General features: G+C 75.4%; 20 protein-coding genes and 1 pseudogene. 6 read left to right on the top strand and 15 right to left on the bottom strand.

The window, feature by feature from the left end:
* Positions 1–142 precede the first annotated feature (142 nt).
* Entirely contained in the window at positions 143–331 is a 189-nt protein-coding gene (locus KCH_RS21925; protein ID WP_035865395.1) for a hypothetical protein, read from the top strand.
* Between the two features lie 36 nt (positions 332–367).
* On the opposite strand, the gene KCH_RS21920 is transcribed toward KCH_RS21925, so the two are convergent.
* Positions 368–994: a SurA N-terminal domain-containing protein gene (locus tag KCH_RS21920; RefSeq protein WP_051653330.1), complete on the bottom strand. Its 627-nt coding sequence runs from the start codon at positions 992–994 to the stop codon at positions 368–370.
* A 203-nt stretch (positions 995–1,197) separates the two neighbouring features.
* On the opposite strand from KCH_RS21920, the gene KCH_RS21915 reads away from it, so the two are divergent.
* A complete protein-coding gene (locus KCH_RS21915; protein ID WP_051653329.1) occupies positions 1,198–2,997 on the top strand; it encodes a glycosyl hydrolase family 28-related protein in 1,800 nt (599 codons plus the stop codon).
* A 16-nt stretch (positions 2,998–3,013) separates the two neighbouring features.
* Here KCH_RS21915 and KCH_RS21910 read toward each other — a convergent pair whose 3' ends face one another.
* From KCH_RS21910 to KCH_RS42645, 3 genes and pseudogenes are all read right to left on the bottom strand, one after another.
* Positions 3,014–4,588, bottom strand: a complete 1,575-nt coding sequence (locus KCH_RS21910) for a serine/threonine-protein kinase (protein WP_035865390.1) — start codon at positions 4,586–4,588, stop codon at positions 3,014–3,016.
* Positions 4,585–5,175: a hypothetical protein gene (locus KCH_RS21905; protein WP_035865388.1), complete on the bottom strand. Its 591-nt coding sequence runs from the start codon at positions 5,173–5,175 to the stop codon at positions 4,585–4,587. The genes KCH_RS21910 and KCH_RS21905 overlap by 4 nt, the downstream gene beginning before the upstream one ends.
* Positions 5,176–5,280: 105 nt before the next feature.
* Positions 5,281–7,358, bottom strand: a pseudogene (locus KCH_RS42645) (N-6 DNA methylase).
* Between the two features lie 181 nt (positions 7,359–7,539).
* On the opposite strand from KCH_RS42645, the gene KCH_RS21895 reads away from it, so the two are divergent.
* Positions 7,540–8,133 (top strand): DUF4352 domain-containing protein, encoded by a 594-nt coding sequence (locus KCH_RS21895; protein ID WP_035865384.1) that lies wholly within the window; start codon positions 7,540–7,542, stop codon positions 8,131–8,133.
* Positions 8,134–8,370: 237 nt separating this feature from the next.
* Here KCH_RS21895 and mfd read toward each other — a convergent pair whose 3' ends face one another.
* Complete coding sequence (gene mfd / locus KCH_RS21890; protein WP_035865382.1) at positions 8,371–11,979, bottom strand: transcription-repair coupling factor; 3,609 nt, start codon at positions 11,977–11,979, stop codon at positions 8,371–8,373.
* Between the two features lie 533 nt (positions 11,980–12,512).
* Between mfd and KCH_RS21885 the strand changes: the two genes are divergently transcribed.
* Positions 12,513–13,805 carry a nucleotide sugar dehydrogenase gene (locus KCH_RS21885; protein ID WP_035865380.1) on the top strand — a complete coding sequence of 431 codons (1,293 nt, stop codon included), beginning with the start codon at positions 12,513–12,515 and terminating at the stop codon, positions 13,803–13,805.
* Positions 13,806–13,977: 172 nt separating this feature from the next.
* On the opposite strand, the gene KCH_RS21880 is transcribed toward KCH_RS21885, so the two are convergent.
* Positions 13,978–14,493 (bottom strand): copper resistance CopC family protein, encoded by a 516-nt coding sequence (locus KCH_RS21880; RefSeq protein WP_051653326.1) that lies wholly within the window; start codon positions 14,491–14,493, stop codon positions 13,978–13,980.
* Between the two features lie 129 nt (positions 14,494–14,622).
* Between KCH_RS21880 and KCH_RS21875 the strand changes: the two genes are divergently transcribed.
* Together KCH_RS21875 and KCH_RS21870 are read left to right on the top strand one after the other, a co-directional pair.
* Positions 14,623–15,201 (top strand): copper chaperone PCu(A)C, encoded by a 579-nt coding sequence (locus KCH_RS21875; RefSeq protein WP_035873158.1) that lies wholly within the window; start codon positions 14,623–14,625, stop codon positions 15,199–15,201.
* Positions 15,202–15,211: 10 nt separating this feature from the next.
* Positions 15,212–16,432, top strand: coding sequence for a Dyp-type peroxidase (locus tag KCH_RS21870; RefSeq protein WP_035865378.1), 1,221 nt, complete (start codon positions 15,212–15,214; stop codon positions 16,430–16,432).
* A 72-nt stretch (positions 16,433–16,504) separates the two neighbouring features.
* On the opposite strand, the gene KCH_RS37685 is transcribed toward KCH_RS21870, so the two are convergent.
* The 9 genes from KCH_RS37685 to KCH_RS21835 all read right to left on the bottom strand — a co-directional run bounded on the left by KCH_RS37685 (position 16,505) and on the right by KCH_RS21835 (position 26,125).
* The gene (locus KCH_RS37685; protein ID WP_051653325.1) at positions 16,505–18,016 is read right to left on the bottom strand and encodes an SPFH domain-containing protein; all 1,512 of its coding nucleotides are present in this window, start codon (positions 18,014–18,016) and stop codon (positions 16,505–16,507) included.
* 80 nt (positions 18,017–18,096) lie between these two features.
* The gene (locus KCH_RS44770; RefSeq protein ID WP_244305398.1) at positions 18,097–19,068 is read right to left on the bottom strand and encodes an SUKH-4 family immunity protein; all 972 of its coding nucleotides are present in this window, start codon (positions 19,066–19,068) and stop codon (positions 18,097–18,099) included.
* 522 nt (positions 19,069–19,590) lie between these two features.
* Positions 19,591–20,451 carry a hypothetical protein gene (locus tag KCH_RS44760; protein WP_051653323.1) on the bottom strand — a complete coding sequence of 287 codons (861 nt, stop codon included), beginning with the start codon at positions 20,449–20,451 and terminating at the stop codon, positions 19,591–19,593.
* A 28-nt stretch (positions 20,452–20,479) separates the two neighbouring features.
* Positions 20,480–21,481 (bottom strand): SMI1/KNR4 family protein, encoded by a 1,002-nt coding sequence (locus tag KCH_RS21855; RefSeq protein ID WP_035865376.1) that lies wholly within the window; start codon positions 21,479–21,481, stop codon positions 20,480–20,482.
* Between the two features lie 120 nt (positions 21,482–21,601).
* Entirely contained in the window at positions 21,602–22,708 is a 1,107-nt protein-coding gene (locus tag KCH_RS21850) for a DegT/DnrJ/EryC1/StrS family aminotransferase (protein ID WP_035865375.1), read from the bottom strand.
* Positions 22,709–22,748: 40 nt separating this feature from the next.
* Positions 22,749–23,915, bottom strand: coding sequence for a DegT/DnrJ/EryC1/StrS family aminotransferase (locus tag KCH_RS21845; RefSeq protein WP_035865373.1), 1,167 nt, complete (start codon positions 23,913–23,915; stop codon positions 22,749–22,751).
* 73 nt (positions 23,916–23,988) lie between these two features.
* Positions 23,989–24,777: an NAD-dependent epimerase/dehydratase family protein gene (locus KCH_RS21840; RefSeq protein ID WP_244305397.1), complete on the bottom strand. Its 789-nt coding sequence runs from the start codon at positions 24,775–24,777 to the stop codon at positions 23,989–23,991.
* Positions 24,778–24,782: 5 nt separating this feature from the next.
* Positions 24,783–24,968 carry a KR domain-containing protein gene (locus KCH_RS44755; RefSeq protein WP_244305396.1) on the bottom strand — a complete coding sequence of 62 codons (186 nt, stop codon included), beginning with the start codon at positions 24,966–24,968 and terminating at the stop codon, positions 24,783–24,785.
* Entirely contained in the window at positions 24,965–26,125 is a 1,161-nt protein-coding gene (locus KCH_RS21835; RefSeq protein WP_244305395.1) for a Gfo/Idh/MocA family protein, read from the bottom strand. The genes KCH_RS44755 and KCH_RS21835 overlap by 4 nt, the downstream gene beginning before the upstream one ends.
* Positions 26,126–26,165 lie beyond the last annotated feature (40 nt).

Here is a 26,165-nt window from a genome sequence, read left to right as displayed (position 1 = left end):
TGCTGCCAGAGCAGTTGGTGAGGTGGCCGACCGATGGTTCGGGCACCTCGGGGTGGCCATGCTAGTTGGCAGGCGCCGGGCCCCGAGCGGGGCCCGGCAGCAAGATCCCACTCTTCTTCCCCACCCTCAGGAGGACTCCGCCATGAAGCCGTTCGCCCGCACCGTCGCCTTCGCCGGTCTGCTGCTCGCCTTCGCCGGGGCGGCCCCCGCGGTGGTCGCGGCGGCGCGGCCCGGGGCGGCTGCGGTGGTCCGGGCGGACGCGACGCCGTCCGGCGACACCTCGTGGGGCGGCAGCTGCGAACTGCCGCTGTGCCAGCCGGAGCTGTACTGATCCCGGCCCCGCCGGCGGGCGGGGCCGGGTGCCGGGTCAGAGCGTGCGGATGCTGCGCGGCAGCCAGTTGTCCTCGGTGTCCGTGAGGCCGATCCGGGTGGTGTTCCAGCTCCCGTAGCGGGGGTTGACCACGATGTGCAGGGCGCTGCCGGCCTCCACCAGGGCCTTGCGGATGGCGGCGTCGCCGTCGGGGCCGTTCGGGTCCTGGCCGCCGGCCAGCTTGGTGAGGCCGATCTGCTGCCGGTAGAAGTCGTCGATGCCGTCGGCCGGGACGCCCTGCTTGGTGCGCAGCAGCTCGGTCAGCTTGGTCTCGCCGCCGACGGTGCGGACGTCCGCGGACCGGGCGGCGCCGATCTCGCTCGCGCTGACCGTGAGCCGGCGGTCCGTCAGTGCCCGGTCGATGACCTTGTCGAGGATCAGCTCGGACACCGCGTGCCGGGCCAGCCCGGGCTGTTCGTTGGCCTGCGCGCCGGTCTGCGCGGCGCCGCCCTCGCGGACCGCCGACACCCGCGCCTCCACCTGCGCGATGCTGATCCTCTCGTCGCCGACCACGGCGGCGGCTCCCTGGTGCGCCGGTGCCCCGCCGCAGGCGGTGAGCGCGGCGGCGGCGACCGCGATGCCGATGGCGGCGCGCAGTCGGCGGACGGAGCTGGTGCGGATCACTGGGGCCTCCTGGTCGATGGAGCGCGTTCCGGTGGTGCTTCGCGTACGTGGCTGGGACGAACAATAGGGAGCCCCGCCTCCGGGTGCCAGACCCCGCGCGCACGGTCGGCCGTCCGTGGTCGCGTCCTCAGCAGGCTTGCCACGAACACCTGTTCGCCTAGGATCGGGCGCGATTCGTTCGACTCGGACCGGGGGGCACGGAGATGACGACACGGCGGAACCTGCTGCGGGCGGCTGCGGCCGGGGCGGGCGTCGGGATGGCCGCGGTGGCGGGTGCCGGGAGCGCGGAGGCCGCCGCGGACCCGGCCCGCCCGCTGGGCTGGATCGACGCGCGGGAGGCCTACGGCGCGAAGGGCGACGGCAGCACCGACGACACCGTCGCGCTGCAGAACGCGCTGAACGCCGCGGGCCCGGGCGGCGTGGTGGTGCTGCCGAACGGCAACTACCGGATCTCCGCGCCACTGACGGTGCCGAGCGGCGTCCGGGTGCAGGGCAGCGGCTCGTCCTGGTACTCGGGCGGCGGCTTCCGGGAGACCGTCCTCAACGCCTCCTCGTCCTTCTCGGGCGACCGCCTGGTGCTGCTCGACGGCCGGGTGGCGGGCGGGAACACCGCAGTGTCGATCCGCGACCTGACGCTGCGCGCGGCGGACGCCCCGGCGGGCTCGGCGGTCGGCCTGGACGCGGTCGGCGCGGTCTCCCAACTGCTGGTGGAGAACGTCCAGGTGACGCAGACCAAGGGTGCCGCGGTGCGGCTGCTCGCGGCGAACGGCAGCGCCCCGACCGGCATCCGCCTGCGCCAGGTCGCCACCTTCGGCGCGGGCGGCAACGGCTTCGAACTGGACGCCCGGGACTGCCAGTTCACCGGCTGCCTGGCCTTCGGCAGCGGCGGCTCCGGCTGGCGCTTCGTCCGCTCCAGCAACAACCAGCTGGTGCAGTGCCGTTCCGAGCACAGTGCCCGGCACGGCTTCGAGTGGACCGACGACAGCCCGATCGGCGCGGTCGTCCTCACCGCCTGCACCACCGATCTGAACGCGCAGGACGGCTTCCACCTGGAGCGGATCGGCGGCGTCTCCGCGATCCAGTTCGACGGCTGCTGCGCCCGCCGCGACGGCAACACCGACGGCGGCCGGTTCTCCGGCGTCAGCATCACCGGCAGCACCGCGCCGGTCCTGCTGACCGGCCTGGTGGTCACGGCGTTCCGCGCCGACAACACGACGGTGGAGTCCCCGTACTACGGCCTCACCGTGGCGGGTTCGTCCTCGGTGGGCGTCCAGGCCGCGGCGCTGTCCACCGTCACCGGCGGACAGGCCGTCAACTGGGACGGGCAGGGCCGGCTGAGCACCGGCCCGAACCTGATCACCGGCGCCTACCGGAACAACGCCACCACCTGGGCCGCCGGCGACGGGCTGCACAGCGGCCCCGGCCAGCTGTCCTTCGTCAGCGCGGACACCGTCACCCCGCTGCTCGACCCGACCCCGCAGCCCGCCGACCAGGGGCTGCTGACCTGGTCCTTCGACCCGTCCTCGATCGGCAGCACCGGCGTGCCGGCCACCGGGACGCTCCAACTGGTCCGGGTCCTGCTGCGCACCCCGCAGCCGGTGTCGGCGGCGCTGGTGGCGGTCACCGGCGCGGGCGCGGGCCTGACGGCCGGCCGGAACCTGGTCGGCCTGTACGGGGCGGACGGGACACTGCTGGCCACCGGCGCGGACCAGAGCACCGAGTGGACCGCGACCGGACTGAAGACCGTCCCGCTGACCATGTCCGCGGGCGTCTCCGCCGTGCTGCCCGCCGGGTCGTACTGGGTGGCCCTGCTCGCCAACGGCACCACCGCGCCCGGCTTCGGTCGCGGCTCCTTCCTCAGCACCTCGGCCATCAACGTCGGCCTGCCCGGCCGGCCGCCGCGCTACGGCCAGTACGGCGCCGGCCTGAGCGCGCTGCCCGCACAGGTGGCCTTCGCCCAGGCCGCCAACTCCACCAGCTCGTTCTGGGTCGGCCTGCGCTGAGCTGTCTGATGTGCCGTCAGGTCGCGTACGGGTTGGTGGTGGTGCGCTGGGCGCCGAGCTGTTCGAGGTGGGTGCGCAGGCGGCGGACGTCGGGGTGGTGCGGGCCGTGCCGGCGCTCGGTCTCCAGGAGCAGTTCCAGCAGCGTCTGCCAGGCGGTCTCGGCGTGGCCGGTGGCGGCGAGCAGGACGCCGATGCGTTCGCGCAGCTCCGCCGCGTGCGGGGAGCCGGGCGGCAGGACGGCGAGGACCGCCCGGCACTCGGCGAGGGCCTCGTGCGGCCGGCCCAGCTGCTCCAGGCAGCGGGCGGCGTGGCGGCGGTGGTCGAGCGCGGTCGGGTCGTGCGGGCCGCGCTCGGCGGCGGCGGTGGCGGCCAGCAGCCGCAGTTCGGGCAGCGCCTCGGCCCACTGGTGCCCGGCGAGCAGGGTGCGGGCCCGGATGGCGCGCACGGTGTGCACCAGCGGCGCGCCCTCGCCCTGCTCGGCGACGGCCCGGGGCAGCAGCCGCGCGGACAGGTCGAGCACCTCGGTGTGCCGGCCGGCCGCGACCAGGTCGGACAGCCGGGCGCAGGCCCCGGCCAGGGTCTCCTGCTCGGGCGCCGCGGCCGGCGGCGGGACCGGCGGCGCGAGCGGCGCGGACGCGGGCGCAGCGGCCGGCGGCAGTTCGAACGCCACCGGCTGGTGCGGGTACCGGTACGGGTCGGCCGGGTCGGGGACGGCGGGCAGCCGGGTGCGCGGCCGGCCGGCCGGCCCGGGCAGCAGCGGCAGCAGCTCGGCGTGCACCTCGGCGGCGTCGGCGGGCCGCCGGTCCGGCTGCTTGGCCAGCAGCCGCAGCACCAACGCCTCCAGCGCGGCGGGGACCTCGGCCCGCAGCGCGCGCAGCGGCTGCGGCGGGTCGTCGACCTGGCGGCGCAGCACGCCGAGCGCGGTCGGCGCGGGGAACGGCGGACCGCCGGCCAGCATCTCGTGCAGCATGCAGCCGAGCGCGTACAGGTCGCTGCGCCGGTCGGTGTCGGCGGCCATCGCCTGCTCGGGGGCCATGTAGGCGGGGCTGCCGATCGGGCTGCCGGTCAGCGTGAGCCGGGTCGCGCCGGGGTCGAGCGCGGAGGCGATGCCCAGGTCGAGCAGCACCACCCGCCCGTCCGGACGGACCATCACATTGCTGGGCTTCAGATCCCGGTGGACCACCCGCGCCCCGTGCACGGCCGCCAGCGCCGCGCACAGCTGCCCGGCGACGGCGACGGCCTGCTCGACGCCGAACGGGCCCTCCTCGGCGATCAGGTCGGCCAGGCTCAGCCCGGGGACCCGCTGCATCACCAGGTACAGCTCCTCGCCGTCCGCGCCCGCGTCGTACACGGTGACCAGCCCGGGGTGGTCGAGGGACGCGCCGATCCGGCACTCGCGCAGGAACCGCTGCCGCAGCAGGTCGCCCTGGCTGTCGCCGCGCCCGGCCGGGTACGGCACCGCGTCGGTGCGCAGCAGCTTCACCGCGACGGCCCGGCCCAACTGCTGGTCCCGGGCCGCCCACACCTGCCCCATGCCGCCGTGCCCGATCTTCACGTCGAGCAGGTACCGCCCGCCGACGGTGCGGCTCACGGCTGCCCGTCCCCGGCCTGACGGCGCAGCAGCTCGCCGAGCTCGCGCAGCTCAGCGGCCCCGGTCGCCCCGGTCTGCGGAGCGGCGGGCGGAACAGCGGGCGGCGGCGTCGCGACACCCGGGAACGGGGCCGGCGGCGTCGGGTACGCGCCGGGCGGCGGGTACGAACCGGCCTGCGGGTAAGGGCCGTTCTGCGGGTACGGCAGCTCGTAGGGCCGGGTGGCGGCGCTCGCGGGGTACGCCGGGTACTCGTACCCGGGCGGCGGGGTGGCGGGCTGCGGCCAGAAACGGCGCTGGTTCATCAGCAGGAAGTGCACCGGCGTGCCGAGCCACAGCGGGATCAGCAGGAACACCCCGACCAGGTTGTTGATCTGCCCGCCCGACGGGGTCAGCCCGACCTCCACGAACACGGCCAGCTGCATCAGCCCGATGACCACCGCGCCGACGATGTCGGCCCGGCGGCGCCGTCCGACCGCCAGCACCACCGAGGGCACCATGCCGAGGATCCCCAGGGTCAGCACCGGTGTCGCGGCGCACAGCAGCGTCACCCAGATCCGGTACGGGCCGGACACGGCGCGGGCGGGCATGGACGCTCCTCGGCGACGGCGGGGCAGTGCTGCGCACACGCTACCTCCCCCGCCCCTCCCGCCGAGAGGCCGCTGCACCGCCCGGCGCCGGTACCCGACGGGACGTCAGGCCGGGCCCGCGGTACCGGCGGCGAGCGCGTCGGTGAGCGCCCGGGTCAGGGTGCGGGCCTCGACGGCGGCCCGCGACAGCGCCGCCTCGTACTCGGCGAGCCGCCGGAACGCCGCGCCCAGCTCCCGCTGCTGCTCCACCGGGACGCGCGGCACCTCGACCCGCCGGATGTCCAGCCGGCTGGTGGTGGACGCGTAGCTGCTGGCCCGCCGGCCCGCGCCGGTGGCGCGCAGCTGGCCGGCCAGGAAGTCCGGGTCGAGCAGCGCCGGATCGGGCCGCAGCAGGTGCAGCCGGGCCCCGAGCGCCGCACCCGCGTACGGGCTGCCGGGGTGCACCGCCTGCGCGCCCTCGCCACCCAACGCCGGTACCAGCACGTCCCCGTGACGGACGGTCAAGGTGTCGGCGGCGTCGGTGGCGGCGCTCGGCGGGGCGGCGGCCTGCAGGTCCTGGTCGGTGAGCAGCGGGGTGCGGCCGCCGGGGCGGGCGGGGCGCCCTGGCCGGAGGAGTGCACCTCCAGCGCGCCGGAGCGGGCGAGTTCGCCGATGCCGACCTGCGGGGGCGCGGCCGCGCCGGTGGCGGCGAGGGCGGGCAGGGCGGCGTCCAGGTCGGCCAGCCTGGCGAGTTCGGCGGCCAGCCGGTCGCGCAGGCCGGTCAGCGCGTCGGGGGCGGCCTCGGCGGGCAGCGCGGGCAGGTGGCGGGCCGGGGTCAGGTCGGTCTCGTCGTCGAGCAGGTCGAGCGCGGGCACCGCGCGCCCGCGGCCGGGCCGGTCCGCGGGCAGCGGTCCGCCGGTGCGGGCGGCCTCGTCGAACGCCTGCCACGCCGTCAGGACGTCCTGCCGGAGGGCGGCCCGGTCGATCCGCTCCCGGCCGCCGTCGGCGGCGGCGTCCAGCAGCAGCACGTGCCGGAAGTCGTCACCGGGCACCGGCCCGCGCAGCACCCACACGTGCAGCGGCACCCCGTACGGCGGGGCGACGCCGGCGGGCAGCGCGACCACGGCCCGCAGCGCGCCCGAGCGGACCAGTTCGGCCCGCACCCGGCGGCCGGCCCGGCGGGACGCGACGGTCGGCGGCAGCAGCAGCACGGCCGTCCCGCCCGGCCGGGTGTGTGCCAGGCAGTGCAGCACCCACGCCAGTTCGGACTCGCCGCGCGGCGGCACCACGCCCCCCGGCCACCGGCTGTCGTACTGCAACTGGTCGTGGCCCCAGTCGCGTTCGTTGTACGGCGGCCGGCACAGCACGGCGTCCGCGGCCAGGCCGGGGAACGCGTCGGCGCGCAGCGCGTCACCGGCCCGGACGTCCACCGGCAGCGGGCCGGGACGGTCGGCGGGGGCGGCCAGCGCGAGGCGCAGCAGGGCGACCCCGGCCAGGCCCGGATCGGCGTCCTGCCCGCTGCGCGCGGCGGGGGCGGCGGCCAGCAGCACCCCGCCGGTGCCGCACGCCGGGTCCAGCACCGTCCGGTCCTCGCCCGGCGCGCCGGCCAGCGCGGCCAGCAGGGCGGCCGTCTCCGCCGGGATCGGCTGCTGCAGCCGGGGGTTGGCCTCGGCGTACCTGGTCAGCAGCTGCTCGTACGCGGCGGCCGGGGCGCTCTCCGCGGTCAGCCGGGCCAGCAGCCGGGCCAGGTCCAGGTGGGTGGCGCCGGCGATCAGCGGCAGCCCGAGGGCCGCCGCCGCGTCCGGGCCGAGCAGGGCGCCGACGGTACGGCGCAGCGCCTTGGGCAGCGCGGTGGCCAGCCGGGTGTCGGGTTGCTCGGCGAGCTCGGTCCGCACGGACGGGTCGCGGTGCAGCAGGAGCAGCAGCGAACCGGCCGTCACCAGCGGGGCGACGGCCGGGCCGGACGGGTCACGGAGCGTCTCCAGCTGCTGCCAGACCCGTTCCAGCAGCGGAAGTTCGGCGAGCTTGCCCTGCGCGCGCAGCCACTGCTCGACCTGGTCGAGCCGGAACGTCGGGCTGGTCTCGGTGCCGCCCGCGGGCCGCGGGAAGTCGGTGTGACGGCGGCGCCAGTTGGACACGGCGGCCCGGCCGACTCCGGCCAGCCGGGCGATCTCGGCGGCCGTGACCTCGGGACTCTCCGGCATGCGCGGGCCTCCTCAGCGGCGGGTGTGGCCACACAGCATAGCCAGACGGCCATCCCGACGCGTTCACACGTGAACTGAGAGGTTTCGTGAATCGTCATTGACACTGTTCACAGCTCGGGCTTTACTTGAGTCATCGCCGGAACCCCGGCAACACCGCAGAAATCCTGGGGGAGAGCCCGCCATGTCCGTCCGCACCCGCACCCGCCGCACCGCCGCCGTCCTCCTCGGCGCCTGCCTCCTGGCCGCCGCGACCACCGCCTGCGGCCCCGACAACTCGGTCTCCACCACCCCGAAGGCCGCCGCCTCCACCCCCGCGAGCGGCTCCGCCGCCGCACCCGCGGACAAGCCGGCGACCGGCTCGGTGGCCAAGCTCGGCGACACCATCGGCCTCAAGGGCACCGAGAAGTCCAACACCGCGGACGTCACGCTGGTGAAGGTCGTCGACAACGCGGAAGGCGCGGACGAGTACACGAAGGCCGCCGACGGCAAGCGCTTCGTCTCGGTCCAGTTCCGGATCAAGGCCACCGGCAGCGCGGCCTACGCCGACGCCCCCGCCAACAGCGCGAAGGTCCTCGACGCCCAGGGCCAGGGCTACGGCTCCACCGTCGCCGAGACCAAGGCCGGCCCGGAGTTCCCCGTCCCCGCGAACATCGCCCCCGGCGAGACCGCCCTCGGCTTCATCACCTTCGAGGTCCCGGCCGACGCCAAGCTCGACAAGATCCAGTTCGCCCTGGACAGCGGCTTCGCCCAGCAGACCGGCCAGTGGAAGCTGTAGTCACGCCGGCGGTCGCAAAAGGCGGGCGGGCGCGAAAACAGGGGCGCGGGGAACTGCGCGGGCAAGGAGTGAACGCCGGCAAGGTCGCGATCAAGTGCAAGTCATTGCCCTCGTCGCGACCTTGCAGGCGGGTGCCTCCCGCCTCGCGCAGTTCCCCGCGCCCCTGGTTGTGCGCTCCCTGGTTGGGCGCTCCCTGGTTGTGCTCTCCCCGGGGGTTCTCTCCCCGGGGGTTCTCTCCTACCGCTTCAGATCGTCGAACATGGTGCTCAGGAACTCCGTGCACCAGGACAGCAACTCCCGCCCCACCAGCGGCTTTCCGCCGATGCGGCCGCCGGAGCTGGGCCGGGGGACCAGGAGCTGCTGGGCCGCGGACTTGATCTGGGTGCGGGGGTAGAGCCGGTTCAGCCGGAGCTGCTGGGACTCGCGCAGGTCGACCGGCCCGAAGCGGACGAACGCGCCCTGCAGGGTGATGTCCCCGATGCCGCAGCGCCGGGCGAACAGTCGCAGGCCGGCCACCAGCAGCAGGTTCTCCACCGGCTCGGGGAGCTTGCCGTAACGGTCCGTCAGCTCCTCGCGGACCTGCGCGATGTCGTCCTCCGAGTTGACGGCCGCGATCGACCGGTACGCCTGGAGGCGCAGCCGCTCGCCGGGCGCGTAGTCGTGCGGGACGTGCGCGTCGACCGGCAGCTCGATCTTGACTTCGAGCGGCTCCTCCTCCGGCTCGGCGCCGCCGGCCTCCAGCGACTGGCGGAAGTCCGCGACGGCCTCGCCGACCATCCGCATGTAGAGGTCGAAGCCGACGCCCGCGATGTGGCCGGACTGTTCGCCGCCGAGCAGGTTGCCCGCGCCGCGGATCTCCAGGTCCTTCATGGCGACGTACATGCCGGCGCCCATCTCGGTGTGCTGGGCGATGGTGGCGAGGCGCTCGTGCGCGGTCTCGGTGAGCGGCTTCTCCGGCGGGTACAGCATGTAGGCGTAGCCGCGTTCGCGGCCGCGGCCGACGCGGCCGCGGAGCTGGTGGAGCTGGGAGAGGCCGAAGGTGTCGCCGCGTTCGACGATCAGGGTGTTGGCGTTGGAGATGTCGATGCCGGACTCCACGATGGTGGTGGAGACCAGGACGTCGAACTCCTTCTCCCAGAAGTCGACGACGACCTTCTCCAGCTGGGTCTCCCCCATCTGCCCGTGCGCAGTGGCGATCCGGGCCTCGGGCACCAGGTCCTTGAGCCGGGCGGCGGCCTTGTCGATCGACTCGACCCGGTTGTGGATGTAGAACACCTGGCCCTCGCGCAGCAGTTCACGCCGGATCGCGGCGGAGATCTGCTTCTCGTCGTACGGTCCGACGAAGGTGAGGACGGGGTGCCGCTCCTCGGGCGGGGTGGTGATGGTGGACATCTCGCGGATGCCGGTGACCGCCATCTCCAGGGTGCGCGGGATCGGGGTGGCGGACATGGTGAGCACGTCGACGTTGGCGCGCAGCTTCTTCAGCTGCTCCTTGTGCTCGACGCCGAAGCGCTGCTCCTCGTCGACGATGACCAGGCCGAGGTCCTTGAACCGGGTCTCCGAGGAGAACAGCCGGTGGGTGCCGATGACCACGTCCACCGAGCCCTCGAACAGGCCCTCCAGGACGGCCTTCGCCTCGGTGTCGGTCTGGAAGCGGGAAAGCGCCTTCACGTTGACCGGGAAGTTCGCGTACCGCTCCGCGAAGGTGGAGAAGTGCTGCTGCACCAGCAGCGTGGTCGGCACCAGCACCGCCACCTGCTTGCCGTCCTGCACGGCCTTGAAGGCCGCCCGGACGGCGATCTCGGTCTTGCCGTAGCCGACGTCGCCGCAGATCAGCCGGTCCATCGGGACGGACTTCTCCATGTCCGTCTTGACCTCGGCGATGGTGGTCAGCTGGTCGGGGGTCTCGGCGTACGGGAAGGCGTCCTCCAACTCCCGCTGCCAGGGGGTGTCCTGGCCGAAGGCGTGGCCGGGCGCGGCCATCCGGGCCGAGTACAGCTTGATCAGGTCGGCGGCGATCTCCTTGACCGCCTTCTTGGCCCGCTGCTTGGTCTTCGCCCAGTCCGCGCCGCCGAGCCGGTGCAGGGTCGGGGCCTCGCCGCCCACGTACTTGGTGACCTGGTCGAGCTGGTCGGTGGGCACGAACAGCCGGTCGCCGGGGTGGCCGCGCTTCGCCGGCGCGTACTCCAGCACCAGGTACTCGCGGGTGGCGCCCTGCACGGTGCGCTGCACCATCTCCACGTACCGGCCGACGCCGTGCTGCTCGTGCACCACGTAGTCGCCGGCGGCCAGCGCCAGCGGGTCGATGGCGTTGCGGCGGCGGGACGGCATCCGGCGCATGTCCTTGGTGGAGGACTTCTGGCCGGACAGGTCGGTCTCGGTGATGACGGTGAGCTTGAGGGTCTCGTCGACGAAGCCGTGCTCGATCGAGCCGCAGGAGACGTGGACGACGTCCCGGGTCGGGGCGTCGGCGAGGTCGGCGACCAGCCGGGCCGGGATGCCCTCGTTGCCGAGCACCTCGGCGAGCCGGGACGCCGGGCCGTGGCCCTCGGTCACCAGCACCACGCGCCAGTCGGCGGCCAGCCGCTCCCGCGCGTCGGAGATCGCCCGCGCGGTGTCGCCCCGGTACGCCTCCACGGCGTGCATGCCGAGGGTCAGCGTGTCGGCATCGAACTCGAGGATCTCCGACACCGTCGAGTCGCTGGTGGCGAACGGGCTGACGGACCACCAGGGCAGCCCGATCTCGGCGGCGTGCTCGCGGACGTCGGCCAGCGACCACAGCGAGGCGGCGGAGACGTCGATCGCCTCCAGGTCGATCGGCCGGTCGGCGCCCGCGGCGGCGGCGACCCAGGACGCGGCCAGGAACTCCTGGCTGGTGGCGACCAGGTCGGCGGCCCGGGTGCGGACCCGCTCGGGGTCGCAGACCACGGCGACCGAGCCGGCCGGGAGGACGTCGAGCAGCAGCTCCATGTCGTCGACCAGGACCGGGGCCAGCGACTCCATGCCCTCGACCGCAATGCCCTGCGCGATCTTGTCCAGGATCTCGCCCAACTCGGGGTGCTGCGCGGCCAGTTCGGCGGCCTTGGCGCGGACCTCGGCGGTCAGCAGCAGTTCCCGGCAGGGCGGCGCCCACAGCCCGTGCTCGGCGATCTCCAGCGAACGCTGGTCGGCGATCTTGAAGTAGCGGATCTCCTCGACGTCGTCGCCCCAGAACTCCACCCGCAGCGGGTGCTCCTCGGTCGGCGGGAAGACGTCCAGGATGCCGCCGCGCACCGCGAACTCGCCGCGCTTCTCGACCAGTTCGACCCGGGCGTAGGCGGCGGCCGACAGCCGGCGGGCGACCTCCTCCAGGTCGTGCTGCTCGCCGCGCTGCAGCGCGACCGGCTCCAGCTCGGCCAGGCCCTTCACCTGCGGTTGCAGCACGCTGCGGACGGGGGCGACCACCACCTGCACCGGTCCGGCCGCCGGGTCGTCGGCCCGGGGGTGGACGATGCGGCGCAGCACGGCGAGACGGCGGCCGACGGTGTCCGAGCGCGGGGAGAGCCGCTCGTGCGGCAGCGTCTCCCAGGCCGGGAACTCGGCGACCGCGTCGGGCGGCAGCAGGGAGCGCAGCGAGGCGGCGAGGTCTTCGGCCTCCCGGCCGGTGGCGGTCACCGCGAGGACCGGGCGGCCGCTCTCGCCGGCCCGGGCGGCCAGCGAACGGGCCAGCGCCGCGATCGCGAACGGCCGGGCGGCGGGGGGACCGACCAGGTCGAGGTGCTGCCTGTGCCCCGTGGCCGCCGCTTCGATCGCTTCGGCGAGTGCGGCGTCCCGTACGACGACATCGAGCAGTCCGGACAGGCTCATACGTCAAGTTCTCCACGGCGGGGAGTGGGCCCGGCACCGGGGGCCGGGCAGCGCGACAGTCCCGGAACGCGGTGCGCCCGGGGGGTGTCCAGCCTACGCCGCGCCGGGACCGGTCACGCGGCGCGGCGTACCGGGCCGGCGGCGGCGCGGCGACTCTCCGGTATCCGTACGGGCTCGTCCAGAGATCATGCAGCCGACACACTCCTGTCACTGCCCGTCCATGGTGGCCGCGCAGGATGGAACACAGCGCGGGCCGCATCCAACCGTGGGGGATGGCTGCGGAGGCGCGGTCGCACCTCGATGGGGGTCGGGAGTGCGAAGGCCGGGCGACCCTGGGTGGGGGCGCCCGTGCCACTCACGCCGGGACTCGCGGCGGCCGCCCTGGGGCGGGCGCCGCGAGGTCTCGGCGTCGGCGTGCTCCCACCCGCCCCCGGCCACTTCCCGCGAAGCGCCACGCGCGGCGGCCGGCGCTCCGTACCCTCATGTGAAGAAGGTGTGGGGACACCGGGTTCGTTCCAGGGGGTTGATTCGTCATGCGTGTCGTCATCGCAGGTCAGGGCTATGTCGGTCTCCCGCTCGCGGTCCGCGCCGCGGAGGTCGGCCACCGGGTGGTCGGGTACGACGTGGACGAACGCCGGATCAAGCGGCTGGCCCTCGGCGAGTCCTACGTCGAGGACATCCCGGGCGAGCGGCTGCGCCCGCTGCTGGACTCCGGCCACTACCTGCCGACCGCCGACCCCGCCGACGTGGCGGGCTTCGACGTCGCGGTGATCACCGTCCCGACGCCGCTGCGCGACGGCGTACCGGACCTGTCGTACATCGAGGCGTCCGCGAAGCTGCTGGCCCGGCACCTGACCGCGGGGGCGACAGTGGTGCTGGAGTCCACCACCTACCCCGGCACCACCGAGGAACTCCTCGCCCCGCTGCTGGAGGCCGGCTCCGGGCTCCGCGCCGGGACCGACTTCCACCTCGGCTACAGCCCCGAGCGGATCGACCCCGGCAACCCGGTGTGGAAGCTGGAGAACACCCCGAAGGTGGTCTCCGGCACCACGCCCGAGGGCCTGGCCGCGGTGGCCGGCTTCTACGGGCAGCTGGTGGAGCGCACGGTCCCGGTCTCCTCCTGCAAGGAGGCCGAACTGACCAAGCTGCTGGAGAACACCTTCCGGCACGTCAACATCGCGCTGGTCAACGAGCTGGCGATGTTCGCCCACGACCTCGGCATCGACGTCTGGGAGGCCATCGACGCGGCCTCCACCAAGCCCTTCGGCTTCCTGCGCTTCACCCCCGGCCCGGGCGTCGGCGGCCACTGCCTGCCCATCGACCCGTCCTACCTGTCCTGGCGGGTGGAGCGGGCCCTCGGCCAGTCCTTCCGGTTCGTCGAACTCGCCAACGACGTCAACAGCCACATGCCCGACTACGTGGTCCGCCGCCTCGCCGAAGCCCTCAACCAGCGCCGCCGCGCGGTCAACGGCTCCCGGGTGCTGCTGCTCGGCCTCGCCTACAAGAAGAACACCGGCGACGCGCGGGAGACCCCGGCCGCCCGGATCGTCGAACTCCTCACCCGCCAGGGCGCCGAGGTCCGCGCCGCCGACCCGCACGTGGTCGCCGGCGTGCACGTCCCCGAACAGCGCACCCCCGACCACGACGCCGGCCCGCTCGCCACCGTCCACCGCGTCGACGCCACCCCCGAGGAACTGGCCGCCGCCGACGCCGTCATCCTCCTCGCCGACCACGACGAGTTCGACTACACCGCCGTCACCACCCACGCCCGCTACGTCCTGGACTGCCGCCGCCGCCTCGCGGGAGCCGCCGTCGAGATCCTCTGACGCCACCCGGCCCCGCCACCGGAGCCCCTCCCGCGCAGCCGGAGCCCCTGACCGGCGCAGCGGCCGCCGCCGGGGTACACCCCGGCCGAATGCACACCGCGGCGCTCGCCGGCTCACCGGCCGGACCGCCCGCCGCCCGCACTCCCCCGGCCGCCCCGGCGCGTCAGCACCGTCACGACGGTCGCCGCCGCCACCGACAGCAGCCCGGCCGCCGCCCACCACACCCGGTCCGCCGGACCGGCGGCCGCCGCCCGGCGGGCCGCCGGCGGTGCGGACGGGGGTGCGGACGGGCGGGGCGGGGCTGGGCGGGCGCGTTCGGGTCGTCGTTGGTGAAGGCGAAGCGGCCCTGGAGGGGGGCTCCGTCGGCGGCGACGGTGCGCCAGGTGACCTGGACGCGGCCCCGGGGCAGGCGGCCGAGGTTCTGCCGCACCTGGTGGCCGGTGGCGGTGGGGGCGCCGTCGCCGTAGGGCGTCCCGTCGGTGCCGGCGACGGTGACGGTGGTGAAGCCGGGCTGGACCGGGCCGTCGAAGGTCAGCGTGATCGCGGTCGGCGCGGCGGGCACCGCGGAGTCCGCGACCGGGTCGGAGGCCAGCAGGCGGGCGTGCGCCCGTGCCGGGGCGGCGGGTATCAGGGCGACCAGGGCGGCGAGCAGCAGTGCCGCCGGGCGGGACGGGGATCGGGGCTTCACGGGGGAGTAGTCGTCCGCGGCGGCCGGGAGGTTCCGGGCGGACTCCCGGGAACTTCCCGCCCGTCCGGTCCGACCACTGCGGTGTCTGCGGGACGCGACCCGCAACCGAACCGAAAGCCGATGCACGCCATGCCGATCTCCGCCGTCCCCGCCGTTCCCGGCCGCCGTCTCCCCCGTCTCCGCAGGCTCCTCGTCGCCGCGACGGCCGGGGCGATATCCCTCTCCGCCCTGGTCGCCTGCGGCGGCGGCGAGTCGTCCAAGGCCTCGGACGGCGGCTCCCCGAGCGCGGCCGTCCCGGCCGCCGCAGCGCCGGTGACGGTCGCGGACCCGTGGGTGAAGGCCTCCGACTCCGGCATGACGGGCGTCTTCGGCACCCTGGTCAACACCACGGGCGCCCCGCTCACCGTGGTGTCGGGCACGTCCACCGTGTCGGCGAAGACCGAGCTGCACGAGGTCGCGGACGTGGACGGCAAGCCCGCGATGCGGCCGAAGGCGGGCGGCTTCGTCGTCCCGGCGAAGGCCGGCCACGAGCTGAAGCCGGGTGCCGATCACATCATGCTGATGGGCCTGAACCGGCCGGTGAAGCCGGGTGACGAGGTGGCCGTGACGCTGACCCTGGACGACGGCCGGACGGTGGGGTTCAGCGCGGTCGCCAAGGCGTTCGCGGGCGGCAAGGAGGACTACACCCCCGGCATGGCGAAGGGCTGACCCCGCCGTCATGGACACCACCCCCACCACCCCGGCTGTCGGCCGCCGCCGACTGCTGACGGGTGGCGCACTGACCCTCGGCGGGGTGCTCGCCGGATCCGGTCTCGGCGCCGCCGTCCGCCGGCCCGACGACGTCCGGCCGCAGCCGCCCGGGTACGGCCGGCAGACGGTTCCGTTCCACGGGCCGCACCAGGCCGGGATCGACACGCCCGCCCAGGCGCACGCCGTGTTCCTCGGCTTCGACCTGGCCGCGGGCACCGACCGGGCGGCCCTGGTCCGGATGATGCGGCTGCTCACCGACGACGCCGTCCGGCTCACCCGCGGCGCGCCCGCACTCGCCGACACCGAGGCCGAACTCGCCGCGCTGCCGGCCCGGTTGACCGTCACCTTCGGCTTCGGTCCGGGCCTGTTCCGGGCCGCCGGGCTCGACGACCGGCGGCCGGCCTCGCTCGAACCGCTGCCGCCGTTCCCGATCGACCGGCTCCAGGACGGCTGGTGCGGCGGCGACCTGCTGATCCAGGTCTGCGCGGACGACCCGCTCGCCGTGGCGCACGCCCAGCGGATGCTGGTCAAGGACGCCCGCTCCTTCGCCCGGCTGCGCTGGACCCAGCGCGGCTTCCGGCGCGGACGGGGCGTCGAGGACGACGGCACGACCCAGCGCAACCTGATGGGCCAGCTCGACGGCACGGCCAATCCGATCCCCGGCGACGACGTGTTCGCCGGGGCGGTGTGGACCGACGCCGGCCCGGACTGGCTGCGCGGCGGCACCACCCTCGTCCTGCGGCGCATCCGGATGGAGATGGAGACCTGGGACGCCGCCGACACCGCGGCGAAGGAGTTCTCCGTCGGCCGGACCCTGGGCACCGGCGCCCCGCTCACCGGCGCCGCCGAGCACGACCCGCCCGACTTCAACGCCCGGGACGCGTTCGGCCTGCCGGTGATCTCCGAGTTCGCCCACATCCGGCGGGCCCACGTCGCCGACCCGCGGCAGCGCATCTTCCGCCGCCCGTACAACTACGACGACGCCCCGGCCGCGGACGGGACGCCGGACACCGGCCTGCTCTTCGCGTCCTTCCAGCGGGACATCGCCGAGCAGTTCCTGCCCGTCCAGCGCGCGCTGGCCACCTCCGACCACCTCAACCAGTGGACCACCCCGATCGGGTCGGCCGTGTTCGCCGTCCCGCCGGGCTGCGCGCCGGGCGGCTGGATCGGCGAGCCCCTGCTCGGGTGACCGGAGACGGGTCCGCCCCGTCCGACGGCTGCTGCCTGCCGGACGGGGCGGACCCGGGGCACTGACGGCCCGTCAGCCCTTGCGCTGGATGCGGCCCCGGTCGGGCCGGGTGTCGTGGTTCAGGCCGTCGTCGACGATGACGATCTTGGGGACGATCCGGGTCTCCGCCTCCGGCTCGGCCCTGGTCCCGGCCTTCGGCTCGGCCGCCGGCTCGGCCTTGGGCTCGGCCGCCGGCCTGCTGTCGGACGGCGCGCTCGCCGGCGGGGCGGGCGGGGTCGCGGGCCGGGGCGGCAGCGGGTCCTTGGCGAAGCTGGCGGGCTTCACCGGCGGCGGCGGGGTCTCGACCACCGTCGGCGTGTAGGGCTGGCGCGGGTCGACGACGGGCCGCCCGGCGGCCGGCTCGTCCTTGACGGGGCGCAGCACGGCGGTCGGCTGGTCGGGGGCGGGCTTGGCCTCCACGGCGGGCTTGGCCTCGGCAGCGGGCTTCGGCTCCGCGACGGGCTCAGCCCCGGCGGCGGGCTTCGGCTCCTCCGTGGCGGGCGCGGCCGCGGGCCGGTCCGCCGGGGGCTTGCTGAGGTCGGCCTTCTTCGCCGCGGGGGCGGGCTCGTCCTCCTCGGGCTCCTCGATCGCGCCGACGGCGGCGCCGGTGAGGGAGGCCAGGGTGCCCTTGATGTGGTCGAGGTGGGTCTGGACCTTGTCGAGGCGCTTGCCGAAGTCGACCTGCTCGCGCTCGCTGGCGAGCTTGATCCGGGCGGCCTTCTCCTTGGCGGCGGCGAGTTCGGCCTCGGCCTTGGCGTGGGCCTGGGTGTCGAGGCGGCGGGCCTCGGCGAGCATCGCCTCGCGGTGCTGCTCGGCCTCCTTGACCTTGGCCTCGGCGGCGGCGGTGATCTTGGCGACGGCGGCGTCGGCCTCGGCCTCGGCGGTGGCGAACTCCTCGTCGGCCTTGCGGCGGCGCTCGGCGAGGGTGACCTCGGACTGCTCGGAGGCGTCGGCGGCGGCGACCCGGATCCGGGCGGCGTGGCCGGTCGCGGCGTGGATGACGGCGCGGGCCTCGGCGTCGGCCTGGGCGCGGATCCGCTCGGCCTCGGCGCGGCTGCGCTCGTCGGTGCTGCGGGCGAACCGGTCGGCGTCCTCGCGCTGCTTGGCGGCGTACTCCTTGGCCGCCCTGGCGGCGGCCTCGCCGGCCTCGTGGGCGGCGTCCCGGGCGTCCTCGCCGGAGCGCTTGGCCTTGGCGAGGACGGCCTCGGCCTCGTTCTGCGCGATCTTCAGCAGGCCGGCGGCCTGTTCGCTGAGTTCGGCGAAGTCGGGGTCGGGGCGTCCTCGGCGGCCTGCCGGATGTCGGCCAGGCGCTTCTCCATCTCGCGCAGCCCGGAGCCGAGCACGCTGAGTCGCTCCCAGGCCTCGTCCCGTTCGCGGCTGAGCGCGGTGACGGCTCCCTCGACCTGGTCGGGCGCGTAGCCGCGCCGGGAGACGGTGAAGCCGTACTGGGACACGGCGTCGCTCATTCGGCTGTTCTCCTCGTGCTCGCGGGCTGCGCAGCCCCGCCGGGTGCGTGGTTCGGGTGGGGCGGACGGTCCGTCCCATTGACCTATTTTGCGCAGATACGAACGCAAACCAAACAGGCCGCCACCGCGCGGCCGGGGGAACCGGCCGCGCGGAAGGGGCTACAGCAGCCCGTCCCAGAGCTGCTCGACCAGGACGGACCACCAGCTCTCGGGCGTGTGCACGGCGGCCGGGTCGGCCGCCAGCAGCTGGGCCTGGAAGTCCGTGGTCCAGCGGCCGGCCTGCTCGGGCGTGAGGCCGTGCCGAAGGTGCCACATCCGGGCCAGCACCGCCAGGCAGCGGACGAACTCCGGGACGCCGGTGTTGACGAACCGCGGCGGCTCGGCCGGGTTCTCGATGTCCACGGCGACCACCGCGGCGGTGCCGTACTGGACGCACAGCTGCCGGCCGTAGTCGTTGCCGAGCACCAGGTAGCCGCCGAAGTCCGGGCCGGGCGGCAGGCCGCGCTCGGCGGCCAGCTCGGCCAGCGTCGGGATCGGCCGGCCCTCCTGGGCCTGCGCCCAGAAGAACGGCGGGAACTCGCGCGGCAGGCCGACCCACATCAGGGTCTGCGCGACCGCGTCCGGCACGCCCTGGCGGGCCACCGCGCGCTGCTCGAACCGGAACAGGCCCGGGCCGAACAGCTGGCCCAGCTCGGCGGCCAGCTGCTGCGGCACCATCGGCGGCAGCGGCGGCACCGAGCCGGGCGGCGGCAGCGGCACCCGGTGGGTGCGGGCCCGCTGCGGCGCCGACACCAGCTGGTGCAGCTGCTCGACGTGCTCGCTCAGCACCGCCATGCCGGCCTGCCGGGCGGCGGTGTCCCGGCCGTACGGGGCGGTGTGGCTGATCCGGGCGTTCGGCCAGGACGCCTTCACCATCCGGGCGCAGTAGCCGCCGGGCAGGTCGCACAGCTCCAGCTCGGTGTGCACCTCCAGCACCTGGTCCGGCGGCACGCCGAGCCGGCGCAGCTCCTGCAGCGCCTTCCACTCCGGGTGCGGGGTGCCCGGCTCGGACATCATCACCAGGTTGTGCTCGGAGCCGTCCGGCGCCCGGTAGTTGACCACGGCGGTGGTGCCGGGGCCGATGGTCGGCACGCCCGGCGGCGGCACCGGCGCGCCCGGCGCCGGACCGCCCGGCGGGAAGCCGGGGCCGGTGCGGGCCGCCGGGCGGGAAGCCGGGCCCGGCGGCGGGGCACGGGGGCGCCCGGGAACGGCGGCTGCGCCTGCGGCGGGCCGGGGAACGGCGGCGGGGCCTGGAACGGCGCGCCCTGCTGCGGGCCGGGCGCGGGCGGGAACGGCGGGTTCGCGCCGGGCCCGGGCGGCACGGGGCCGCCGCCGGGCAGCTCGATCGCCGGGGCCAGCTGGGTCGCCTGGTAGGCGACCGAGGCGGCCTCGGACGCCGGGGCGGCCGGCGGCGCGGCGGGCGTGTCGCCGCCGCGCAGCTCCGCGGGCGGGGCGGCGGCGGGGCGCCGGGGCCGCCGCGGCCGAGCCCGCCCTGCGCGGGGCCGCCGGTCGGCGGCAGCAGCTCGTTCGGCGGAGGCGGCGGCGGGGCGGTCGGGCCGGACCGGCCGAGCTGCACGCCGTGGCCGGGCGTGCCGGGCGCGCCGGGCAGGCCCATCAGCCCGGGCGGGCCGTCGCCGGCCAGCATGGTCGGCGCGTAGTCGATCGACGGCGCGGGGCCGCCCGGCGGGGGAACCGGCGTGCCGGGGACGGGAGTTGCCGCCCCGGCGACCGGGAACGGCGGGGTTCCGCCGACCGGCGGCGGAACGGGTGTGCCGGGCACCGGGGTGGTCGGGCCGCCCATCGGGAACGGCGGGGTCGCGCCGGCCGGCGGCGGGACCTCGTGCCGCGCGGGCATCCCGGGCACCGGTCCCGGAGGCGGCGGAACGGGCGTGCCGGGCACGGGAGTGGACGGGCCGCCGGCCGGGAACGGCGGGGCGGCCGCGAGCACCGTCGCGGCCTCGGAGCCGGCCGGCGGGGCGGCACGGGCGTGCCGGGGACGGGCGTGCCGCCCCCGGTGAAGTAGCTGGGGCCCTCCTCGCCCGGCCCGGCGGCCGGCGGCGCGGGCGGTGCGGCGGGCGCGGACAGCTGCGCGGCCTCGGCGGCCATCGCGGCGGCGCCCGCGTCCTGCAGCCACTGCGGGGGGCTGAGCAGGAAGGAGGTGGCCTCGACGGCGCCGCGGACCGGCTTGGCGGCCCCGGCCGGGTTGGGTTCGGCGGGCGTGCCGTACAGCTCCTCGAACTGCCGGACCACCTCGTTGACCGGCAGCGGCGGCCAGAGCGTGCTGGCGCCGCTGTCGCGGGCGATCACCAGCCGCGGCGAGGTGCCCGCGCCGCCCTCGTGCTCGCTTCCGTCCACCGCCCAGCAGACGTAGCCGAGGTCGAACTCCCGGACCCGCACCTCGCGTTGGAGCGAGCGCGGCATGCCCGCGTTGATCCAGTCCTCGGCGGTCTCCTGCGCCTGCGCGTACGTGGTCACCACGTCTCGTCCCACCCCTGTCGTTCGGTCAGTTCACCGGGACGGCGCGCGCGAAGCCGCCGTCCACCATGAGTTCGGCGACGGTCTCCAGCTCCGGGGGGCTGCCCGCGAGCCGCAGCAGGAAGGCGTCGAAGCTGTCGCCGCAGGGCAGCAGCAGCCGGGCCACCCGCTGCTCCGGGGACTCGTCGGCGCCCTGGTCGCGGGCGTCGTCGTAGGGCAGGAACCAGACCGAACCGGTCTGCTCGCCGCGGACCTTGAGGGCGAGCAGGCCGCCCTGGAGGTAGGCGACGGCCAGGTAGTCCTTGGTCAGGTGGTCGCGCAGGCACTTGTTGGCGTACACCAGGTCCTGGGTGCCGTACTCCTCGCTGAGGGTGAGGAACGGCTGGTCGACCAGCAGGCCGAGGTCGACGTCCAGCGCGGCGCCGGCCGGGGCGCGGCCGCCGGCCAGCTTCAGGAAGTCCCGGTAGGCGGGCGGCAGCGGGTGGGCGAGGCGCTGTTCGGCGCGCTGCACCAGGTCCTCGGTGACGGCGAGCGGGTCGCCGCCGTCCTTCGCCAGCGGGAAGTGCACGGGGCGGCGCTCCTGCAGCGGGCGGGTGCCGCGCCGGCCGTGGTCGGCGGTGGAGATCGCCAGGCCGCCGTGGTGCCGCAGCAGGGCCTTCACCTCGACCGGGATCAGCTCCATCCGCCGCCAGCCCGCCGGGGCGCGCCCGACCACGTGGTGCCAGGTCCAGCCGGACGGGGTGGCGACCGCGGTGTCCAGGTCGGCCCAGAGTTCGTGGCCCTGGGTGTAGAGCGCGGCGTTCGCCGACACGTAGTCGGTGAGCCGCAGTTCGTCCACGCCGAAGCCCTCCGGCGGGTCGGCGACCTCGGCGGCGGCGACGGCGTACGGGGAGAAGTCCGGGTACCCGTGCTCGTCGACGCGCACGCCCCGGGGGTGCCGTTCGGCCCGGACCGGGTCCGGGAACTGCACCACCTGGCCCGCGTACGCCGCGTTGGGCACGGCGGCGGTGCCGGGCCGACCTGTCGTCATCTGGGGTCCCCCACAGCAGAAGCCGAAATCCTCGGGGACCAGCGTAGGGCAACGACCGATCGCGTTCAGGGTCACGGGGGTACCCGGCCGGACGCCGCCCGGCCGGGTGCCGACCGCACGTCAGCGGCGGCGCACCGCGGCGGCCAGGGTCTCCGCCACCCGCACCTGCTGCCCCTCGGTGAGCTGCGGGAACAGCGGCAGCGTGAGCAGTTGCCCGGCGGCCCGCTCGGTCACCGGGAAAGCGCCTTCCGCATGGCCGAGCTGACGGAACGCCGGCTGCAGGTGCACCGGCACCGGGTAGTGCACGCCCGCCCCGATCCCGGCCTGCTGCAGCTCCGCGAGCACCCCGTCCCGGTCGCGCTCCACCCGCACCGCGTACAGGTGCCACACGTGCTCGTTCCCCGGCGCCGTCCGCGGCAGGGTCACTCCCTCCAGCCCGCCCAGCAGCTTGTCGTACCGCTCGGCGGCGGCCCGCCGGGACTCGTTCCAGGCCGGCAGCCGCCGCAGCTTGCTGCGCAGCACCACCGCCTGCAGGGTGTCCATCCGCGAGTTGAACCCGAACCGCTCGTGCAGGTACTTCCGGGCCGAGCCGTGGTCGCCGATCAGCCGTACCGCAGCGGCGAGTTCGGCGTCGTCCGTCACCACCGCGCCGGCGTCGCCGTACGCGCCCAGGTTCTTCCCCGGGTAGAAGCTGGTCGCCGAGATCCGCCCCCAGCTCCCGGACGGGCGGCCGTGCCGCGCCGCGCCCTGCGACTGCGCCCCGTCCTCCACCACCGGCACCCCGCCCGCGGCCTCCAGCACCCGTTCCATCGGCGCGAGTTGGCCGTTCAGGTGCACCGGCACCACCGCGACGGCGCGGCCGATCTCCTCGGCCGCCCGCTCGACGTCGATCAGCAGGTGCTCCTCGTCCACGTCCACCAGGACGGGCGTCAGCCCCGCCCGCACCACCGCCTCGGCCGTCGCCACGAAGGTGTTCGCGGGCAGCACCACCCGGCCTCCCGGCGCCAGGTCCAGCGCCCGCAGCGCCAGTTCCAGCGCATCGGTCCCGTTCGCCGTCCCGACGGCATGCCCGACCCCGCAGAACGCCGCGAACTCCCGCTCGAACGCCCCGACTTCGGGGCCCTTGATGTAGGCCCCGCCCGCCAGCACCGCCTCGAAGCCCGCGCGGACCTCGTCGGCGACCTCGGCATGCGCGGCTTGCAGGTCGACCAGGGGGATGTCGCTCACGTCGGTCTCGCCTCCTGAGGAATGGGCCGGAAGGATCGCGTCAGAGGGAGTGAGGTGCACGGGAGCGCGCCTTGGGCGTCAGTGCGCTCTTCAACGCCCCCGCCACCCGCTCCTGCTGCTCCTCCGTCAGCGAGTGGAACAGCGGAAGGATCACCGTCCGCGAGGTGATCAGCTCCGTCGCCGGCAGCGGCACCCGCACCGCCCCCTTGTACGGGGCCTCCAGGTGCGCCGCCATGATTCCGCGCCGCGCCGAGACGCCGTCCGCCGCCAGGGAGCCGAGCACCTCGCCCCGCTCCGGGGCGTCCTCCGGCAGCAGCAGCCACAGCGACTGGAAGTTGGACGTGCCGTACGCCGGTTCGGCGACCAGCCGCCCGGCCAGCTCCTCCCCCAGCAACTCCCGGTACCGCGCCGCGAGTTCGCGCCGCCGGGCGACCATCGCCGGGAGCTTCCCGAGCTGCACCAGCCCGATCGCCGCCTGGACGTCGGTCATCCGGTGGTTGAAGCCGATCTCGTCGTAGGTCTCCAGCACGGCGGCCCCGCCGGCGCCCGCGTGCCGGTCGGCGGCCGAGACGCTCATCCCGTGTTCCCGCAACCGCCGCAGCCGGGCGGCGAGTTCGCCGTCCTGGCAGGTGACCATGCCGCCCTCGCCGGTGGTGAGCAGCTTGCGCGGGTGGAAGGAGAACGCGGCGATGTCCGCCCCGGCGCCGGCCGGGCGGCCCCGGTAGGCAGAGCCGGCGGCGCACGCGGCGTCCTCGACCACGGCGATGCCGCGCGGTGCGGCCAGCTCCCGGACGGCGTCCAGGTCGACGGGGACGCCGCCCTGGTCGACGGCGATCACCGCCCGGGTGCGGTCGGTGAGCAGCGGCGCGATCGTGTCGGGGGTGAGGTTGCCGGTGGCCGGGTCGACGTCCGCGAAGACGGGGGTCGCGCCGACGTAGGTGACGGCGTTGGCGGTGGCGATGAAGGAGAGCGACGGGACGACGACCTCGTCGCCGGGGCCGACGCCGGCGCCGAGCAGGGCGAGGTGCAGGGCGGTGGTGCACGAGGAGACGGCGACGGCGTGCGGCACGCCCAGGTGCTCGGCGAAGGCCCGCTCGAACGCGGCGACCCGGGGCCCCTGCGCGACCCACCCGGAGCGGACGGCTTCCGCCGCGGCCTCGGCCTCCTCCTCGCCGAGCCACGGGATCATGACGGGAATGGTGGACATCGGGTTCGTACTCCTCCGCTGCGCCGTGCTCGTGCCTGCTCGTACCGTGCCCTTGCCTGCCGGCCCGTGCCTGCTAGGCCTGTTCCCGCCACCACGCGACGAGCCTGCGCAGGCCGTCCGTCAGCCCGATTTCCGGCTTCCAGCCCAGGTCGCGTTCGGCGGCCGAGATGTCGGCGAGCCGCCGGACCACGCCGCCGGCGGTGTCGCGGGCGGGCCCGTGTTCGACGTCGAGGCCGGAGTCCATGGCGTCGAGCAGCGCGTCGGCGAGGCCGCGCAGTGAGACCTCGGTGCCGGAGGCGATGTTGTAGACCCGGTCGGTGACGGGGGCGGCGGCGGCCAGCAGGTTGGCCCGCGCGATGTCCTCGGTGTAGACGAAGTCCATGGTCTGCGCGCCGTCGCCGAAGATCAGCGGCGGCTGCCCGGCCGCGATGCGTTCCATCCAGCGGATGAAGACCTCGGTGTAGCGGCCGTGCACGTCCATCCGGGGGCCGTACACGTTGAAGTACCGCAGGGCGACGTAGTCGAGGCCGTACATGGCGTGGAAGCTGCGCAGCAGGCCCTCGTTGAAGACCTTGGCGGCCCCGTACAGGGTGTCGTTGTTGTAGGGGTGCTGGCTCTCCGGGGTGGGGAACGCGTCGGCCAGGCCGTACACGGAGGCGGTGGAGGAGGCGATCACCTTCCGCACCCCGGTCTCGGCGGCGGCCTCGACCACGTCGAAGGTGCCGTCGACCATGACCTCCAGGGCGAGCCGGGGTTCGGCGGCGCACTGGGTGATCCGGATCGCGGCGAGGTGGAACAGCGCGTCGGTGCCGGGGGCGAGGAGTTCGCGCAGCAGGGCGCGGTCGCGGATGTCGCCGTCCACCACGGTCAGTCGGCCGGGGCGGCGAGCTCGCGGGCGCGGGCCAGGTTCTCGGCGCGGCCGCGGACGAAGTTGTCGAGCACCACGACCTCGCGGGCGCCGGCCTCGATCAGCTGGTCGACGACGGTGGAGCCGATGGTTCCGGCGCCACCGGTGACCACGCAGCGGGAGCCTTCCAGCGCAACGGCGTTCATCGGACGGTGGCCCTCTCCTCGGCGAACGGCTGACGGTCCTTCGGTTCGTCCCCGACGGGAACGGTCGCGCCGCCGAGTTCGAGGCTGCGGGACGCGGCGTGCAGCAGGCGGAGCACCCGCAGGCCGGCCCGGCCGTCGGTGAGCGGGGCGCGGCCCTCGCCGATCGCGGCGGCGAACTCGGCCATCACGTTGCGCAGCGCCTCCTGTTCGACCAGGGCGGGGGCGACCATGTCGCCGACCCGGTAGGAGATCAGGGCGCGGTGCCGGATGGCGTCGGTGAGTTCGTCGGGCGGGGTGAGGTCGACGCCGCGGTCGTGGACGGCGAGCCGGGCCTGCGGGTTGAGGTCGTCCCAGACCAGGGTGCGGCGGGAGCCGCCGATCAGGGTGGTGCGGACCTTGGTCGGGGAGAGCCAGTTGACGTGGCAGTGGGCGAGCGCGCCGTTCGACAGCCGCAGCGTCAGGTAGGCGACGCAGGCGCGGCCGGCGCCGATCGGGTCGGCGGCCTGGGCGCTGACGCCGACGGGTTCGACGCCGGGCGGCAGGACGAAGTCGAGGATCGACAGGTCGTGCGGGGCGAGGTCCCACAGCACGTCGACGTCGGGCTGGACGAGTCCGAGGTTGATCCGGACGGAGTCGAAGAACTGGATGTCGCCGATCTCGCCGCCGTGCACGAGTTCGCGGATCCGGCGCACCACCGGCGTGTAGCAGAAGGTGTGGTCGCACATCAGGACGAGGCCGCGCTCCTCGGCGAGGGCGACCAGGTCGGCGGCCTCCTCGGCGGTGGTGGTGATGGGCTTCTCGACCAGCACGTGCTTGCCGGCCTCCAGCGCGGCCCGGGCCAGCCGGTGGTGGGCGGCGGCGGGGGTGGCGATGGCCACGGCCTGGACCCGCCGGTCGGCGAGCACCTCCTCGAAGGAGGTGGTGGCGCGGACCGTGGAGTACTCGCCGAGGACCTTGCGGGAGCGCTGTTCGTCCAGGTCGCACAGCCAGTGCAGGTGCAGGGCGGCGGTCTGCTGGGCGTTGCGGACCAGGTTCGGGCCCCAGTAGCCGGCGCCGACGACGGCCAGTCCGATGCGCCGGTCGGGTGGCCGGTCGGTGCTGCCCGGTGTGGGCACGTGTTCCCCAGGCGCCTCGTGCGCCACGACGTTCGACCCCATCGCAAGACCCCCCTTGCCGCCGCGTCGCTCGAACGGTACC

The sequence above is a fragment of the Kitasatospora cheerisanensis KCTC 2395 genome (assembly GCF_000696185.1).
Taxonomy (GTDB): Bacteria; Actinomycetota; Actinomycetes; order Streptomycetales; family Streptomycetaceae; genus Kitasatospora; species Kitasatospora cheerisanensis.
This window is presented reverse-complemented; position numbering and strand designations above follow the sequence as displayed.

What these genes read in the sequence shown, in the direction of transcription:
- KCH_RS21925 (WP_035865395.1), top strand. Translation starts at nt 143, where the DNA reads ATGAAGCCGTTCGCCCGCACCGTCGCCTTCGCCGGTCTGCTGCTCGCC.
- KCH_RS21915 (WP_051653329.1), top strand. Translation starts at nt 1,198, where the DNA reads ATGACGACACGGCGGAACCTGCTGCGGGCGGCTGCGGCCGGGGCGGGC.
- KCH_RS21905 (WP_035865388.1), bottom strand. Translation starts at nt 5,175, where the DNA reads ATGCCCGCCCGCGCCGTGTCCGGCCCGTACCGGATCTGGGTGACGCTG.
- KCH_RS21895 (WP_035865384.1), top strand. Translation starts at nt 7,540, where the DNA reads ATGTCCGTCCGCACCCGCACCCGCCGCACCGCCGCCGTCCTCCTCGGC.
- mfd (WP_035865382.1), bottom strand. Translation starts at nt 11,979, where the DNA reads ATGAGCCTGTCCGGACTGCTCGATGTCGTCGTACGGGACGCCGCACTC.
- KCH_RS21885 (WP_035865380.1), top strand. Translation starts at nt 12,513, where the DNA reads ATGCGTGTCGTCATCGCAGGTCAGGGCTATGTCGGTCTCCCGCTCGCG.
- KCH_RS21875 (WP_035873158.1), top strand. Translation starts at nt 14,623, where the DNA reads ATGCCGATCTCCGCCGTCCCCGCCGTTCCCGGCCGCCGTCTCCCCCGT.
- KCH_RS21870 (WP_035865378.1), top strand. Translation starts at nt 15,212, where the DNA reads ATGGACACCACCCCCACCACCCCGGCTGTCGGCCGCCGCCGACTGCTG.
- KCH_RS37685 (WP_051653325.1), bottom strand. Translation starts at nt 18,016, where the DNA reads ATGGGACGGACCGTCCGCCCCACCCGAACCACGCACCCGGCGGGGCTG.
- KCH_RS21855 (WP_035865376.1), bottom strand. Translation starts at nt 21,481, where the DNA reads ATGACGACAGGTCGGCCCGGCACCGCCGCCGTGCCCAACGCGGCGTAC.
- KCH_RS21845 (WP_035865373.1), bottom strand. Translation starts at nt 23,915, where the DNA reads ATGTCCACCATTCCCGTCATGATCCCGTGGCTCGGCGAGGAGGAGGCC.
- KCH_RS44755 (WP_244305396.1), bottom strand. Translation starts at nt 24,968, where the DNA reads ATGAACGCCGTTGCGCTGGAAGGCTCCCGCTGCGTGGTCACCGGTGGC.
- KCH_RS21835 (WP_244305395.1), bottom strand. Translation starts at nt 26,125, where the DNA reads ATGGGGTCGAACGTCGTGGCGCACGAGGCGCCTGGGGAACACGTGCCC.